At 64.1% G+C, this 15,922-nt stretch carries 15 protein-coding genes; 12 read left to right on the top strand and 3 right to left on the bottom strand.

Annotated elements, in window-relative coordinates; translation table 11 throughout:
• Nucleotides 1–152: 152 nt before the first annotated feature.
• Nucleotides 153–980, top strand: coding sequence for a phosphogluconate dehydrogenase C-terminal domain-containing protein (locus tag AC0L16_RS21700; protein WP_473623152.1), 828 nt, complete (start codon nucleotides 153–155; stop codon nucleotides 978–980).
• A gap of 45 nt (nucleotides 981–1,025) precedes the next feature.
• On the opposite strand, the gene AC0L16_RS21695 is transcribed toward AC0L16_RS21700, so the two are convergent.
• Nucleotides 1,026–1,784: a hypothetical protein gene (locus tag AC0L16_RS21695; RefSeq protein ID WP_473623151.1), complete on the bottom strand. Its 759-nt coding sequence runs from the start codon at nucleotides 1,782–1,784 to the stop codon at nucleotides 1,026–1,028.
• 59 nt (nucleotides 1,785–1,843) lie between these two features.
• Nucleotides 1,844–3,475, bottom strand: a complete 1,632-nt coding sequence (locus AC0L16_RS21690) for a polysaccharide biosynthesis/export family protein (RefSeq protein ID WP_473623150.1) — start codon at nucleotides 3,473–3,475, stop codon at nucleotides 1,844–1,846.
• Between the two features lie 670 nt (nucleotides 3,476–4,145).
• On the opposite strand from AC0L16_RS21690, the gene AC0L16_RS21685 reads away from it, so the two are divergent.
• The 6 genes from AC0L16_RS21685 (at nucleotide 4,146) to AC0L16_RS21660 (ending at nucleotide 9,639) form a co-directional block, all read left to right on the top strand.
• Nucleotides 4,146–5,087, top strand: a complete 942-nt coding sequence (locus tag AC0L16_RS21685; protein WP_287326972.1) for a D-ribose ABC transporter substrate-binding protein — start codon at nucleotides 4,146–4,148, stop codon at nucleotides 5,085–5,087.
• A 92-nt stretch (nucleotides 5,088–5,179) separates the two neighbouring features.
• Nucleotides 5,180–5,854, top strand: coding sequence for a DUF2291 family protein (locus AC0L16_RS21680; RefSeq protein WP_473623149.1), 675 nt, complete (start codon nucleotides 5,180–5,182; stop codon nucleotides 5,852–5,854).
• Complete coding sequence (locus AC0L16_RS21675) at nucleotides 5,851–7,407, top strand: sugar ABC transporter ATP-binding protein (protein WP_473623147.1); 1,557 nt, start codon at nucleotides 5,851–5,853, stop codon at nucleotides 7,405–7,407. Before AC0L16_RS21680 ends, AC0L16_RS21675 begins: the two co-directional genes overlap by 4 nt.
• Nucleotides 7,400–8,464 (top strand): ABC transporter permease, encoded by a 1,065-nt coding sequence (locus AC0L16_RS21670; RefSeq protein ID WP_473623146.1) that lies wholly within the window; start codon nucleotides 7,400–7,402, stop codon nucleotides 8,462–8,464. Before AC0L16_RS21675 ends, AC0L16_RS21670 begins: the two co-directional genes overlap by 8 nt.
• A gap of 3 nt (nucleotides 8,465–8,467) precedes the next feature.
• Entirely contained in the window at nucleotides 8,468–9,502 is a 1,035-nt protein-coding gene (locus AC0L16_RS21665; RefSeq protein ID WP_473623145.1) for a Gfo/Idh/MocA family protein, read from the top strand.
• A complete protein-coding gene (locus AC0L16_RS21660; RefSeq protein ID WP_473623143.1) occupies nucleotides 9,499–9,639 on the top strand; it encodes a hypothetical protein in 141 nt (46 codons plus the stop codon). Before AC0L16_RS21665 ends, AC0L16_RS21660 begins: the two co-directional genes overlap by 4 nt.
• 50 nt (nucleotides 9,640–9,689) lie before the next feature.
• Here AC0L16_RS21660 and AC0L16_RS21655 read toward each other — a convergent pair whose 3' ends face one another.
• On the bottom strand, nucleotides 9,690–10,400 hold the full coding sequence (locus AC0L16_RS21655; protein WP_473623141.1) for a transcriptional regulator NanR: 711 nt from the start codon (nucleotides 10,398–10,400) through the stop codon (nucleotides 9,690–9,692).
• Nucleotides 10,401–10,541: 141 nt separating this feature from the next.
• Here AC0L16_RS21655 and oiaX point away from each other — a divergent pair, with 141 nt between their 5' ends.
• From oiaX to AC0L16_RS21630, 5 genes are all read left to right on the top strand, one after another.
• On the top strand, nucleotides 10,542–11,792 hold the full coding sequence (oiaX, locus tag AC0L16_RS21650) for a 3-oxo-isoapionate-4-phosphate decarboxylase OiaX (protein WP_473623140.1): 1,251 nt from the start codon (nucleotides 10,542–10,544) through the stop codon (nucleotides 11,790–11,792).
• A 4-nt stretch (nucleotides 11,793–11,796) separates the two neighbouring features.
• A complete protein-coding gene (locus AC0L16_RS21645; protein WP_473623139.1) occupies nucleotides 11,797–13,131 on the top strand; it encodes a four-carbon acid sugar kinase family protein in 1,335 nt (444 codons plus the stop codon).
• Between the two features lie 163 nt (nucleotides 13,132–13,294).
• Nucleotides 13,295–14,179 carry a helix-turn-helix domain-containing protein gene (locus AC0L16_RS21640; RefSeq protein WP_473623196.1) on the top strand — a complete coding sequence of 295 codons (885 nt, stop codon included), beginning with the start codon at nucleotides 13,295–13,297 and terminating at the stop codon, nucleotides 14,177–14,179.
• Between the two features lie 90 nt (nucleotides 14,180–14,269).
• Nucleotides 14,270–14,929 (top strand): 2Fe-2S iron-sulfur cluster-binding protein, encoded by a 660-nt coding sequence (locus AC0L16_RS21635; protein WP_236370151.1) that lies wholly within the window; start codon nucleotides 14,270–14,272, stop codon nucleotides 14,927–14,929.
• A gap of 3 nt (nucleotides 14,930–14,932) precedes the next feature.
• Complete coding sequence (locus AC0L16_RS21630) at nucleotides 14,933–15,919, top strand: FAD binding domain-containing protein (protein ID WP_473623137.1); 987 nt, start codon at nucleotides 14,933–14,935, stop codon at nucleotides 15,917–15,919.
• The last annotated feature ends 3 nt before the right edge of the window (nucleotides 15,920–15,922 follow it).

Here is a 15,922-nt window from a genome sequence, read left to right as displayed (position 1 = left end):
CACCAGCGGCGCAGCCCCCGGCGGGAGTGCGGAATTGGCCCTCGTAAACGCGTTCGTCCCAAACCGGATTGCCAATCCATGGTAGCGTGATTATACCAGTTACTAAGGTGACGATCGGCAGGGCCATCGTTGGAGATCAGGAGTACGGCTAGATGACAACGATTGCGCTGTTTGGTGCCGGCGGCAAAATGGGTTACCGGCTGTCGACCAATTTTCGCGGCTCTCCCTACAGCATACGCCATGTCGAGGTCAGCGACGCCGGCCGCGAGCGCCTGAAGACCGGGCTGGGCATCGACGCGGTCGGCGCCGATGAAGCGCTCAATGGCGCCGAGGTGGTGATCCTGGCGGTTCCCGACACCCATATCGGCAAGGTCGCTGCCAGCATCGAGGGTAAGCTTGCGTCCGGCACGATGGTGGTCGTGCTCGACGCCGCAGCGCCTTTCGCCGGTCATCTGCCGAAGCGGCCGGACCTGACCTATTTCGTCACCCATCCCTGCCATCCGCCGATCTTCAACGACGAGACCGACATGGCGGCCAAGAAGGACTATTTCGGCGGCGTCAAGGCCAAGCAGCATATGGTCAGCGCGCTGATGCAGGGGCCGGAGGAAGATTTCGCCAAGGGCGAAGCGATCGCCAAGATCATCTGGGCCCCGGTGATGCGGTCGCATCGCGTCACGGTCGATCAGATGGCGCTGCTCGAGCCGGGCCTTTCCGAGACCGTCTGCGCTTCGCTGCTGGTCGTGATGAAGGAAGCGGTCGACGAGGTCGTGGCGCGCGGGGTCGACCAGCAGGCCGCGCTCGACTTCCTGCTTGGCCACATGAATGTGCTCGGCGCCGTCATCTTCGGCGAGACCAAGGGTGTGTTTTCCGACGCCTGCAACAAGGCAATCGAGTTCGGCAAGCCGGTGCTGATGCGGGACGACTGGAAGCGGGTCTTCGAGCCGGAAGAGATTGCAGCGAGCATCCAGCGCATCACCTGAGTGACCTTTTCCTTCTCCCGCTGCGGGAGAACGAAAAGGCGCGTCCTATGTCACCGCGGTGACCCTGCCCGCCGCATCGAGGCGACAGCCGACTCGCGCCTGCCGAACCTCGACGCCGCCTTGTCTTGCATAGTGTATGCGCACCTCGATCCGCGCCGTGAGTGCGCCCCGAAATTGCTGCAACGCACCTGCGCTTACCGCGTTAACACGAACGGCGCCAAGCGGCGCCGCGGCCGACGCGATCGCCGTGCGGCAGGCGCGCACCACAGCTGGTGGGATACCCGGTTTGGCTCTCAGCGGCGCCATAAACGGATAGCCATAAGTGTTCGGCGCCAACGCGCTGCGACCGGTGCCGGAAGGCCTGAGCGCGCGCGGCAGGAAGGCGAATTGACTCGCGGCCCTGGCCTTGGCGGTGGCTGGCGTGATGCCGGCATTGTTGCTCGCGGCTTGCCCAGCGCCCAGCGCCGGGTTGCCTGGCTTGCCCCCCGGAGCGGTGGCCGATGGTGACGAACGGTCGCCCACCCCGACACCTGTCGACAGGCCGCCGCTTGCGCCGCCGAGGTTGCCGCCGACGCCAAGCCCGGCCCCGAGCGATCCCTTGTCCGCGCCGAGCGATCCGCCAAGGCTTGCTCCCCCTACTCCGTCGGCACTCGTGCCGCCCGACACAGAGGCGCCTTTCGGGCCGGCGCTCAGGCCAGCACCGACCCCGACACCGCCAACTTTACCGCCAAGCCCCGCCTCAAGAGCCGAGGCCGGGCCAATTGCGATCGCGACTGTCAATGCGGCTGCGACGTATTTGTTCATCACCATACTCCTGCGGCATGTATTCGGCCCACGGAAATGCCCTTCACGATCAACCCTCGTTAGTCGAGCTTCGGCGGGCGCGTCGGCAGCAACGCGTCGGGAAGCGCAATGGTCGCCACCACAACAGGTCGCGATAGTCTTTTGGCCTTCACTTTGCGGGTTTCCCGCAACGCCGATTGACGGGCTGGTCGCGAGCGCACGGACACATCTGCACGCGAAGTTGCGACGGCACGCGCTTTAGGAGCGCGGCTGACACGCTCGGTGCGACGCTCATCCCGGGCCTTTTCAACGTCAATCGCCTTTCGAGCGGCGCTGAGCTCGCGGGCCAGGCCGATGGCCTTGTTGCGCTCCTGCTCCAACGCCACGCTCAGCTCCATCGAGACGCGGCTCGCTTCCTGCTTTGCCGCGTCGCGTTCCCGGCGGGCGCTGTCGCGATCACGAGCAGCTGAATCTGCCCGTTCGCGCTCCAGTTCGAGTGCGTCGCCAGCTCGCTTTAAAGCCGCCTCGGCCACGTGTCGTTGCCTGATGGCCTCGGTGCGCGCGACCGCAGCCAGATCCGCGCTTGTCTTAAGCGCGTCGATGGTTTGGCGCGCCGCGGTGAGTTCGCGTTCGAAGCGCTCAGCCTTGTGCCGCTCCTCATCAAGCGCTCGCTGCGCCTCTGCCACAGAGGCCGCCATGGAGTGACGCGCTTCAAGCATGGCGGCCTTCTCGCGATCGGCGAGAGCGGCTTTGGCCTTCAAGCTTTTGACTTGGCGTTGCGCCACTTCCAGATTAAGCGCGAGCTCTTTTAGCGCCTGTTCTTGTTCAGCCATCATGTCGACTATCGCTCGCGCCTGCGCGCTGGCGTCGCGGGCACCGCGCTGCATCACGGCCAGTTCGGCTCGCGCCGCCGCCAAATCGCGGCCGTCATGGTCATCGCGAGCCGGCTGCACGCTCTTCTTGAGCGCGTCGACTTCCCTAAGCGCCGCAAAGAGCTGCTGTTCCAGCGTGCCGCGATCAGTCCGCATCGCATCGAGTTCCCGCGCCAAGGCGTCGGCCTGTTGACGCGCCGTCGCAAGGTTCTGATTATGGCGGGCGGCATCGTTGCGAGCGGTCTGGCGAGCCGCAAGTGCTTCCTCGCGCGCTGCCGCAATTTTCATGCGAGCGGCGGACAGCTCATTCAGCGCCCCTTCCAGAGCTTTCTGTTGCTCCGCAGCAGGCTGAGGAGATGTGTGGGAACCGGGCACGCCCGGTTGCGCCTCGGCCTGGCCGTTCTCGACACTGGCGCGTTGCGAAGCCACGGAGCCGTCGCTGGCTGCGTCCGCCGGCGGTTCGAGCGCTTCTTGTTTGACCTCCACCGAAGCTGTGAGATCAGAAGACGAATTTCGAATCAGTTTGACGGTTATGTCAGCCCGTTCCTGACGGCCGCTCCTGGCTTGCAAGCGATCGGAAATCAGCTTTGCCAGCTCTTCCTCACGCAGACCTGCGGCGGCAATGCTCCCGATCAATGGAAGGTCAAGCGTGCCGGTCGAGTCGATGGTGAAACTATGGTTGAGTTGCAACGCTTCCAGAACGCCATCGCGCAAGGCAGTCCATTGCCAAACGTGCAGTTCGATCGTGTCTCGCGGAGCAAGTCTGTCCTCAGCCTTCGGCCGACCGTGTGCCGCAGATCCCAGCAGCAGGATGATACACAACGAAATGAGGCACAGCATGGCGCTGCAGCTCCTGCCGCACATGCCACGCAATGAAGCCGAATGCCGTCGGTCAGCAAAGCTTGGCGCGGGGCTGCAGGATGACGGCCTGAAACTCTGCACAAAAGTCATAGCTGAACCTCACCGGCAACGCGACCCTTGCCGCGAACGGATACTTAAGAGACCCGCGCGCAGGCTGGGGCCGCGGAGAAATTCCACAACCAGCACGCGATACTAGCAAAGCCCGCGCGTACCGCTGAGCACCGAATAAGGCTTAGGAGTGTCTCCTCCTTACTTATTTATTACGCCATCACCCCGCGTATCATACCACTTAGGGTGGTGGCTCTCCGACTTGGCCAGCTGCGGGCACATCGTAGGGAACGAAGTATCGCTCTTGGTGGGAATGACTCTCCGGTGGCGCCAGCTGCTGATCAGATACATATCATCTGAATTTGTGGTTGACTCATTATACCAGTTGGCTTAGCTGTTGGAATGGCTTTGGCCAGCCGAGGCCGGGCTGAAAATTAGGCTGGTGGCAGGTGGAGGGCAGCCTGAGGACGGAACCGAACCGGATGATCCGCCCGCCGGCAAATGACCCGATCCGCGACACCGGACGAGATCCGCCTGACAAAGTGGAATGCATTTCAGCCTGGGCCGCGGAAGCACAGGCTTTTTCAAATGGGAGGAAATCATGAAACTCACTCGCAGAATGACACTTGCGGTTTTTGCCGGCATGCTGGCGCTGGGCACCGCCGCACCCGCCTATGCGGCGGATCTCATTGCCATCATCACGCCCTCGCACGACAATCCATTCTTCAAGGCCGAAGCCGTCGGCGCGGAAGCCAAGGCCAAGGAACTCGGCTATGAAACGCTGGTTCTGGTCCATGACGACGACGCCAACAAGCAGTCCGAGCTGATCGACACGGCGATCGGCCGCGGCGCCAAGGCGATCATTCTCGACAATGCCGGCGCCGACGCCTCGGTCGCCGCCGTGCAGAAGGCCAAGGACGCGGGCGTTCCGTCGTTCCTGATCGATCGCGAGATCAACGCCACCGGCGTCGCCGTCGCGCAGATCGTCTCCAACAACTACCAGGGCGCCCAGCTCGGCGCGCAGGAGTTCGTCAAGCTGATGGGCGAGAAGGGCAATTACGTCGAGCTGGTCGGCAAGGAATCCGACACCAATGCCGGCATCCGCTCCAAGGGCTATCACGACGTCATCGACGACTATCCGGACCTCAAGATGGTGGCGCAGCAGTCGGCCAACTGGAGCCAGACCGAGGCCTATGCCAAGATGGAATCGATCCTCCAGGCCAACCCGGACATCAAGGGCGTGATCTCCGGCAACGATACGATGGCGATGGGCGCCCATGCCGCACTTGCCGCCGCCGGCCGCAAGGACGTCATCGTCGTCGGCTTCGACGGATCGAACGACGTGCGCGACTCGATCGCCTCTGGCGGCATCAAGGCCACAGTCCTGCAGCCGGCCTATGCGCAGGCGCAGATGGCAGTCGAGCAGGCCAACGACTTTATCAAGAACAAGAAGTCTCCGGCCGAGGAAAAGCAGCTGATGGACTGCGTCCTGATCAATGGCGACAATGCCGCCAAGCTGGAAACCTTCGCGCTGACCAACTGAGCCGGTGTGACATCAATCGCAAGGGACGAGCTTCCGGCTCGTCCCTTGCTTCCATTTCCCGGGTGCCTGACCGCCATGCCGAACAAGCCGACATGTTGAAAAAGCTGACTTGGCCGACCGTTGCCTGGCCGACCCTCGCTTGGCCGACCCTTGCCGTGATATTTGGCATCAGCCTGACTGCCTGCAAGATCCTGCCGACACCGCCCGCGGAAAATGGCGGCAATGCGCCGGCCTTCAATGCGGACAAGATGGTCGGCGATATCTGGGCCCCCAAAATGGTGCCCTATCTCCAGCAGAAGGCCGGATCGTTTCCCCAAGTTCATGCCCTGGCGAAAGCCGATCCTGCCGCTGCCGGCGCCAAATTTGGCAATCCGAAGAAGCAGGCGAATTCGCCGTGGACCTTCGCGGTTCGCCTCGAAGGCAAGATTGTTGCGGCGAACACACAGTCACGCGCGGCAACCATGGACGTCGATGCCGACGGTGACGGCAAGGCGGATGCGCGGGTGCAGATCGGACCCGCGATGCGTGGCACCGCGCTGCGCGACAGCCTCGACTTCATCCAGTTCAACGATTTCACCAATCAGATCGACTTCGCCCAGTTCGGCAAGGCGTTCAACATCCATGCCGACAGGACAGTGCTTTCCAAGCTGCCGCGCGAAGCGCTGGAGGGCCGCAGCGTCAGGGTCGTCGGCGCTTATGTCATGGGCAGCGGCCAGGACTTGCCGCTGGTGACCCCGGCGGAGGCAGAGATCGGGCCAAAGCCATGAATGCCGCCGGCGATCATGATGTCATTCTGAAGCTGGAAGACGTCTCCAAGGTCTATTCTGGCACAGTCGCGGTCAAGCGCGCGAATTTCGAGGTGCGCGAGGGCGCGGTCAACGTGCTGGTCGGCGAAAACGGCGCCGGCAAATCGACGCTGATGAAGATCATCGCCGGCGTCGAACAGCCGACGCTCGGCCGCATCCTGCTGGAGGGCGAGGAGGTTTCCTTCTCCTCATCCGGCGACGCGGTGAACCGCGGCATCGGCATGGTGTTCCAGGAGCTGAACCTGTTCGGCAATCTGAGCGTCGCCGAAAACATTTTTGCCACCCGCGAGATCACCAACCGGTTCCGCAAGATCGACAGCCGGGAACAGGAGCGCCGTGCGGCCGAATTTCTCGAGCGCCTGCAAGCCGGCATCCGGCCCGACATGCTGGTCGAGGATCTGCGCATCGGCCAGCAGCAGCTGGTCGAGATCGCCAAGGCGGTTTCGCTCGATGCGCGCATCCTGATCATGGACGAACCGACCTCGGCGCTGAGTGCGGCGGAAGTCGAGATCCTGTTCAAGGTGATCGCCGACCTCAAGGCGCGCGGCGTGGCGATCGTCTACATCTCGCACCGCCTTGAGGAGCTGGTCCGCATCGGCGACTACATCACCGTGCTGCGCGACGGCCGCATCACCGGCCAGGAGAAGATGAAAAACGTCGACACTCAATGGATCGTGCGGCAGATGATCGGCTCCGACGCCAAGGACTTCGCCAAGGCCGACGGCCATGTTCCGGGCGAAGAGATCTTCCGCGCCGAGGACATCTGCCTGCCGCGCGTGACCGGCGGGCTGGCGGTCGATCACGTTTCGCTATCGCTGCGTGCCGGCGAGATCCTCGGCATATACGGCCTGATGGGTGCCGGACGCAGCGAGCTGTTCGACTGCATCATGGGGCGCCACGGCCATGCCACGGGGGCGATTTTCATTGCCGGCAAGAAGGTCAGAGAACGCGACACCACGCGGCGCATCCGGCGCGGGCTGGCGCTGATCCCCGAGGACCGCCAGCGCGAAGGGCTGGTGTCGATCCTCTCGGTCGCCAGCAATCTGACGCTGGCCAGCCTGTCGCGGTTTGTCCGCCTGTTCCACATCAGCGGCGCCAAGGAAATCCAGGCGGTGACGCAGATAGTGCGGGAGCTGGCGATCAAGGTCGCCGATCCGGCACAGGAGGTTTCGTCGCTGTCGGGCGGCAACCAGCAGAAGGTGGTGATCGGCAAGGCGCTGCTCACCGGGCCGAAGGTGCTGCTGATGGATGAGCCGAGCCGCGGCATCGATGTCGGCGCCAAGGCCGACGTCTTCCGCACGATGCGCAAACTGTCCCGCGACGGGCTGGGCATTCTGTTCGCCACGTCCGATCTCGACGAGGTGATGGCGCTGTCGGACCGGATCGCGGTGATGAGCAATGGAAAACTGACCGGCATGTTCGATCGCGCCGAGGCGACGGAGGCGGCACTTGTCGCCGCGTCGGCGCTTGGCCACGGGCCGGTCCCGCACATGGAGAGCCACGCCCATGACTGACATCCCAGCCAAGGCTTCGGTCGCCTCCGCCTCGAGCGGCTCCGCGCTGCTGACGCTGATGAAGGCGAGGACGTTCATTGCGTTGATCGCCGTCCTGATCTTCTTCTCGATCGCGGCGCCGAATTTCCTGTCGGCCGCCAACCTGATCCTGATGTCGAAGCATGTGGCGCTGAACGCCTTCCTAGCAATGGGCATGACCTTCGTCATTATCACCGGCGGCATCGACCTCTCGGTCGGCTCGATCGTCGGCCTGTGCGGCATGGTCGCCGGCTATCTCGTGCTCAACGGCATCGACCTGCAGGTCGGCTACACGATCTATTTCAACGTCTTCGAGATCGCACTAATCACGCTGGCGGTCGGCATATTGATCGGCGCCGTCAACGGATTGCTGATCACCAGGCTGAATGTCGCGCCGTTCATCGCCACGCTCGGAGTGCTCTATGTCGCACGCGGCCTGGCGCTGCTGTCGTCGGATGGCCGCACCTTTCCGAACCTCGTCGGCAAGCCCGATCTGGGCACGACCGGGTTCGGCTTCCTTGGCGCCGGCCGGCTGCTCGGCCTGCCGGTCTCGATATGGATTCTTGTCGTCGTAGCACTTGGCGCGGCTTATCTGGCCAAATACACCCCGCTCGGCCGCCACATCTTCGCGGTCGGCGGCAACGAACGGGCGGCGCGGATTTCGGGCGTCAGGGTCAACATGGTGAAGATGTTCGTCTACATGTTCTCCGGCTTCTGCGCGGCGGTCGTCGGGCTGATCATCTCGTCCGAACTGATGGCCTCGCATCCGGCGACCGGCGAAAGCTTCGAGCTCAACGCCATCGCCGCGGCGGTGCTCGGCGGCACCTCGATGTCGGGTGGCCGCGGCACGATCGGCGGCACCATCGTCGGCGCCTTCGTCATCGGCATCCTTTCCGACGGGCTGGTGATGATGGGGGTGAGCTCGTTCTGGCAGATGGTGATCAAAGGCCTGGTCATCATCGTTGCCGTCGTCGTCGACCAGGCGCAGCGCCGGCTGCAGAGCCGGGTGACGCTGATGCAGATGGCAAAGGCGGGCTGACCCGTGGCGGAACTGCGAGGAGCGCTGATCGGCTGCGGCTTCTTCGCCGTCAACCAGATACATGGCTGGCGCGACATCGAAGGCGCCTCGATCGTCGCCATCTGCGACCGCGACCCGGAACGGCTCAAGGTGGTCGGCGACCAGTTCGGCATTAAGCGACGCTACACAGACGCGGCGGCACTTTTTGCCGGCGAAAGCCTGGATTTCGTCGATATCGCCACCACAGCGCCCAGCCATCGTCCGCTCGTCGAGATGGCGGCACAAAACCGCGTTCCGGCGATCTGCCAAAAGCCGTTCGCGCCGTCGCTTGCCGCCGCCAATGCTATGGTGAAGGCATGCAGCGATGCCGGCGTGGCGTTGATGGTGCATGAGAATTTTCGCTGGCAGTCGCCGATCCAGGCGGTGCGCGCTGTGCTCGACAGCGGCGACATCGGCACACCCTTCTTCGGACGGATCTCGTTCCGCTCGGCCTATGACGTGTTTTCCGGGCAGCCCTATCTGGCGACGGGAAAGCGCTTCATCATCGAAGACCTCGGCATCCACAGTCTCGACATAGCCCGCTTCCTGCTGGGCGACGTTTCGACGATCACGACCCGAACCGCTCGCATCAATCCCAACATTGCCGGCGAGGACGTCGCAACCATGCTGATGGACCACAAGAGCGGCGCAACGTCCGTGGTCGACTGCAGCTATGCGACCAAGCTCGCCATCGAGCCGTTTCCGCAGACGCTGGTCGAGATCGACGGCAGCGACGGCACGATCCGGCTCGAGCAGAATTACCGGCTCACCGTCACCGGCAGGAACGGAACGGCGGTCAGCGACGTCTCGCCTCCGTTGCTGCCCTGGGCATCGCGGCCGTGGCACAACATCCAGGAAAGTGTCGTCGCCATTCAAAAGCACTGGGTCGACTGCCTGGCGAACGGAACCGAGCCGGCAACCTCGGGCGCGGACAATCTTAGGACCTTGGCGCTGGTCGAGGCCGCCTATGCCGGTGCTGCAAGCGGTGAGCCGGTGCAGCTCGACGCTGTGCTGAGATGACCGCCGACGCCTTCCTCCTCTGCACACACGCGGTCGAGGCCGAGCCAGCCAGGTTGCGCGCCGGCGCGCTCAGTGCGGACTTCGTCAACGGCAATCTGTACGCATCCGCCATGGCGGCATCGAACGACGCCTTGTGATGACGCCTTGCGCGATCACCCGGATCGGGTGAATTAGCTGCCGGAGTTCATCACCCGGAATTCATCACATAGAGCGCGCGTGAGCGCTCGAGATGCTTGATCATCGCCTTCTCGGCGCCGTCCGCGTCCTTCTGCTCGATGCGGCCGATGATTTCTTCGTGCTCGGTCAGCGTGAAATTTTCCTTGCCGCTCCAGATCAGCATCTCGGTGTGATATTCCTTCAGCCAACCAAGCATCGCTTCACTGACCGCGACATAGATCGGGTTGCCGGATATGGCCGCGATCTGGGTATGAAACTTCATATCGGCGGATATGAAGGCTTCGGAATCGCCGCGAAAGCTCCGCTGTTCGGCAACGGTTGCCCGCAACCGCTGCACGTCCTCGGCGGTGGCCTTTTCGGCGGCTTCCCTGACCATGCCGCGCTCGAAGAAGATGCGGGCGCTCTTGAGGTGCTCCAGCGTGTCCTTCGATGACGACAGGATGATCTTGGCGGCGCCGTCGACCTGCTTGATGATCGACTTGGCGGTCAGCTGAAGCACCTTCGCCCGCTCGCCATGCGAGATCGCGACAAGGCCCATATTGCTCAACGCCTGCATCGCCTCGCGGATCGCCGGCCTGCCGACCGCGAAGCGCTCCATCAACTCGCGCTCCGACGGCATGTCGTCGCCCGGCTGCAATTCGCCGCTGGTGATCAAGCGCTTCAGTCGCAAAAACACTTCGTCGGAAAGTTTGCGCCGGACGATCGGCTCCGAACGGTTCATCGTCGCGAATCACTCCCTTGACCGGTTCTGTTTAGCATCGTCATCACGAATCTCGGAATGCTCGGCCGAGCAGGATATCGCTTGCAATACTTATGTACTCATTATACCAGATTTCGAAGACCAGGGAACTTTTTTCGGACTATGATCACCCTCACCTATCGCATCGAAACCCCAGGCAGTATCGAGGCGCTGGCGGCCAAGATCGCCAGCGACCAGTCGACCGGAACCTTCGTCGCGCTGGCCGGCGAGACCGAGGAGCTCAAGGCCCGTGTGGCGGCGCGCGTATTGGCGATACGGCCTCTGCCGGACGCCGATCGCCCGTCCCTTCCCGAAGCCGGCGACGGGCCCTTCAAGCGGGCGGATGTCGACATCGCATTTCCGCTTGATGCCATCGGCACCGATCTTTCGGCATTGATGACCGTCGCCATTGGCGGCGCCTTTTCGATCGAAGGCCTGTCCGGCATCCGCGTCGTCGATATGAAGCTGCCGGAGGAATACCGGGGCGCGCATCCGGGCCCGCAATTCGGTGTCGCCGGCAGCCGCAGGCTGACCGGCGTCAGGGATCGCCCGATCATCGGAACGATCGTCAAGCCGGCGCTCGGGCTGCGCCCGCACGAGACGGCCGCGATGGTCGGTGAGTTGATCGACGCCGGCGTCGATTTCGTCAAGGACGACGAGAAGCTGATGAGCCCGGCCTATTCGCCGCTGTCGGAACGGGTGAAAGCGATCATGCCGCTCGTCCTCAACCATGAGCAGAAGTCCGGCAAAAAGGTGATGTATGCCTTTGGCATCTCGCACGCCGACCCGGACGAGATGATGCGCAACCACGATATGGTGGCAAAGGCCGGCGGCAATTGCGCGGTGGTCAACATCAATTCCGTCGGCTTCGGCGGCATGGCTTACCTGAGAAAGCGCTCCAGCCTGGTGCTCCATGCCCACCGCAACGGCTGGGACATTCTCACCCGCCACCCCGGCCTCGGCATGGACTTCAAGGTCTGGCAGCAGTTCTGGCGGCTGCTCGGCGTCGACCAGTTCCAGATCAACGGCATCGCCTCGAAATACTGGGAGCCGGACTGGTCCTTCATCAGTTCGTTCGAGGCGGTGACCACGCCGATCTTTTCGCCGGATGATTGCGCGCTGCCGGTCGCCGGCTCCGGCCAATGGGGTGGACAAGCCCCCGAAACCTACCGGCGAACCGGCCGAACCGTCGATCTTCTCTATCTCTGCGGCGGCGGCATCGTCAGCCATCCTGACGGACCGGGCGCCGGTGTGCGCGCCGTGCAGCAAGCCTGGCAGGCGGCCGTCGATGGCATACCGTTGGCGGATTTCGCCCTGAGCCACCCCGAACTGGCGCGGTCGATCGAGAAATTCGGCGACGGCAAAGCGGCCTGACGCCATGCAAAGCCTGCTGCTGAGCTACTATGGCGACGATCTCACCGGCTCGACCGACGTCATGGAGGCGCTCGAGCTCGGCGGCGTGCCGACCGTGCTGTTCATGCGTCAGCCGGACGAGGCCCTGCTTTCGCAGTTCAGGCAATGCCGTGCCATCGGCCTGGCCGGCACCAGCCGAAGCCAGACGCCGCAGTGGATGGACATGCATCTCAAGCGGGCCTTCGCCTGGCTGAAGACCGTGAACGCCGAGATCTGCCACTACAAGGTCTGTTCGACCTTCGATTCCAGCCCGGCGATCGGCAGCATCGGCCGGGCGATCGAGATCGGCCGCTCGGTTTTCAGCCAGGACAGCGTGCCGCTGGTGGTCGGCGCGCCGCAGCTCAAGCGCTACACCGCCTTCGGCCATCTGTTCGCGGCTTACCGCGAAAAATATTTCCGTATCGACCGCCACCCGGTGATGAGCCGCCACCCGACCACGCCGATGGATGAATCCGACCTGCTGATCCATCTGTCGCGCCAGGCGGACCTCACCTCCGGGTTGGTCGACCTGGCGACGCTGCAGTCGGCGTCCCGCTCGGAAGCGTTCGATCGCTTGCTCGCCGATGGCACCAACATCGTGCTTTTGGATATCGCCAGCCTGGAAACTCAGGCGCTTGCCGGCAAGGAGATATGGCGCGTTCGCCGGCCGGGCGGCACATTCGTCGTCGGCTCTTCGGGCATCGAATATGCGCTGCTGGCCGAATGGACCGCCAACCGGACCGTCCGTGCCGAGCCCAGCCTTTCGCCGCCGGGTGCGGCCGACCGGATCGCAGTGGTCTCGGGCAGTTGCTCGCCGATGACGGAACGACAGATCCGGCATGCTTTGACGGACGGTTTCGACGGGGTCGCGGTGGACCCTGTCGAACTGGTTTCCGAAGCCTCCAGCGATGCGATTGCGCGCGCGGCAGCAAGCGGCCGCGCCAGTCTGGAAGCCGGGCGCAGCGTCGTCCTCTACACCGCCCTCGGTCCCGCAGCCGACCGGGGCGCCGAAATCGACCGGCAGGAAGGTGCCCGCCACAAGCTTGGCCGCGGCCTCGGCGAACTTCTTCGCGAGTTGACGATCGAGCAGAAATTGCAGCGCGTGGTCATTGCCGGCGGCGATACGTCGAGCCATGCGCTCGGCCAGATGGGCGTCGATGCGCTGACGGTCAGGATGCCGCTGCCTGCCTCGCCCGGCTCTCCGCTTTGCGTCGCCCACTCGCGCGTCAAGGCGATCGACGGACTGGAGATTGCCCTCAAGGGCGGGCAGGTCGGAACCGATCGCTATTTCTGCGCCATCCGCGATGGACTCGGCGGCTGACAGCAGGCGCGCTGGATCTGCCTGATCTCACGACTTCTTGAACACGGCGCGGTTACCAACGCACGATGCCTGCCCCACATAAACCGCCGTATGCGTAGCGGCGGGGCGGCGCACAACGCTCAAGCGGGGCTGGGCTCCGCGATTGAACCAGCGGGGTGGCGCGATGTCATTCAGACCGTTGCTTGGTGACGGACGGGTTCGCAGCCAGGAGGAGAAGTCGGAGCCCCAGCAAACCGCGTCATGGGCCGGCTCGTCGATCGTTTTCGACAATCGGCGGTGGGCGTGCCGCGAGGCGGAGCTCCGCTGGACAGCCCCTCATCATCTGATCGTGCTGACCGAAGAAGGCGGAACCTCCCATACGTCCATCCGGCACGAGGCGAGATCGCTCTACGACGGAATGGACCGTCCCGGAGCCCTCACCTTCGTCCCCGCCGGTGCGGAGCGGCAGGGCTTCTATCGTGATGTAAACCTCTCCTACTCAGCCCTGTGGATCGATCCCGACGTCAGCCTTCCCGGCTGCGAACGCCTGAGAGACCTGCCGATCCTGGTGAACAGGAAAGACGTGGTGATCGCCACGCTGCTGAGTTCGCTTCGCGACGAGATGGCACTCGGCCACAGGCCGGACACTGCCTATATCGAGCATCTGGTCGCCCTGGTCAGCCTCCGCGTGGCCGCCCTGAACCGGGAGCAACACCCGTCGGTGCGTCACGGCTGTCTCAGCCGTCGCGCGCTTGGTCGAGTTCGGGCTTACATCGATGCGCATATGAATGCCGACGTTTCTCTAAGCGAGTTGGCAGCCGTCGCGGGCATGGCCGTCGACAGTTTTGCGCGCCGATTCAAGGCGACGACCGGCGTTGCACCCTATGCGTATGTGATCGAGGAACGCGTGCGGCGAGCCGAGATACTGCTGCGCGAAACCGGTTTGTCGATCGGTAGCATTGCCTTTCGGCTCGGCTTTTCAAGCCAGAGCCACTTCACCACGACGTTCCGGCGTCTCAGGGGCATGACTCCTCGGGCCTATCGGGTGAATTCTTCTCCGGAATCCTGATATTGCCGCCGGTTTCTTGAAAGAAAGCCGCCGCGCGCCTCCCCACCTCCAAGGTCGATGAGTGACAGAACTGCGACAGGGAGATCATGCATGGCCAAAACAGACACAAGGAGCGGGCCGACTCGTCGAACGGTTCTGGAGGGCGGGGTGGCGACCGGCGTGCTCCTGGCTACTGGTATACCGGTATACGCGGAGCCGGCCGGCGCCGTTGCGGCGGCCGCCTCTCCGACGCCGGCGCCGACGATGCCGATATCCCTGCGGATCAACGCGAAGGATTTTGCTGTCGAGCTCGATCCGCGGACGACGCTGCTCGACGCGTTGCGCAACCATCTCGGCCTCACCGGCTCGAAGAAAGGCTGCGACCACGGCCAGTGCGGCGCATGCACGGTGCTGGTTGATGGGCGCCGGATCAATTCCTGCCTGACTCTTGCCGCAATGCATGAAGGCGACGAGATCACCACGGTCGAGGGTCTGGCCGAGGGCGACCGGCTGCATCCAGTGCAGGCCGCCTTCGTTGCCCGCGACGGCTTCCAGTGCGGCTACTGCACGCCGGGCCAGATCTGCTCGGCGGTCGCTATGCTGGGCGAGGCCAGGGCGGGCTGGCCGAGCCATGCAAGCGCCGACGTGGCTGCGGCATCCGTCGCCCTCACAGATGCCGAGATCCGCGAGCGGATGAGCGGCAACATCTGCCGTTGTGCCGCTTATCCGAACATTGTCGCTGCAATCCGCGACGCGGCAGAGGGGGCGTGAGCAATGCAGTCCTTCACTTATGAACGTGCGGCAAGTGCCGAGCAGGCAGCTGCCGCGGTCGCGGCCCGGCCGGACGCCAAGTTCATCGGCGGCGGCACCAATCTGCTCGACCTGATGAAGCTCGAGATCGAGCGCCCAGCGCATCTCGTCGACATCAGCCGGCTGCCGCTCGATCGAATCGAGGAGACGGCGGCAGGCGGGCTTCGCGTCGGCGCCCAGGTCCGCAACAGCGATCTTGCCGCCGATCCGCGGGTGAGATCGCGCTATCCGATGCTCACGCAAGCGCTGCTGGCGGGAGCGTCCGGCCAGATACGCAACAAGGCCTCGACCAGCGGCAATCTCCTGCAGCGCACGCGCTGCCCTTATTTTTATGACCGCAACATGCCTTGCAACAAGCGCCAGCCGGGTTCGGGCTGCGCGGCGCTGCAGGGCTTCAATCGCATGCACGCCGTACTCGGCGCCAGCCAAGCCTGCATCGCGGTCCATCCCTCCGACATGGCGGTCGCCATGGCCGGGTTCGACGCCAGGATCGAGACCATATCGCCCGGCGGCGAGGCCCGCACGATCCCGATCGGCGATCTCCATCGATTGCCCGAGGCGACGCCGCATGTCGAGACCGTGCTCGACCACGGCGAGATGATCGCCGCCGTCACCCTGCCGCCGCCACCGCCCGGCCGGCAGGTTTACCGCAAGGTGCGCGACCGTGCCTCCTACGCCTTCGCGCTGGTATCGGTGGCGGCAATCGTCGAGAAAAGCGGCGATCGTATCCGAAGCGCTCGGATCACCATGGGCGGCGTGGCAGCCAAGCCCTGGCGCGCGGCGGAGGCGGAGCGCACGCTCGCAGGAGCGGCGGCGTCCGACGGCGCCTTTACCAACGCGGCCGAAGCCGCACTCGCCGGAGCCGTCGGATATGGCGGCAATGATTTCAAGATCCCGCTGGCGAAACGAACGATGCGGCACACGCTCGCTGCTGCCGCCGAGAGTGCGTGAGGT

This window comes from Mesorhizobium sp. WSM4848, from assembly GCF_055811375.1.
Note: the sequence above shows the minus strand (reverse complement) of the source record. Positions and strands in the feature narration are given on the sequence as shown.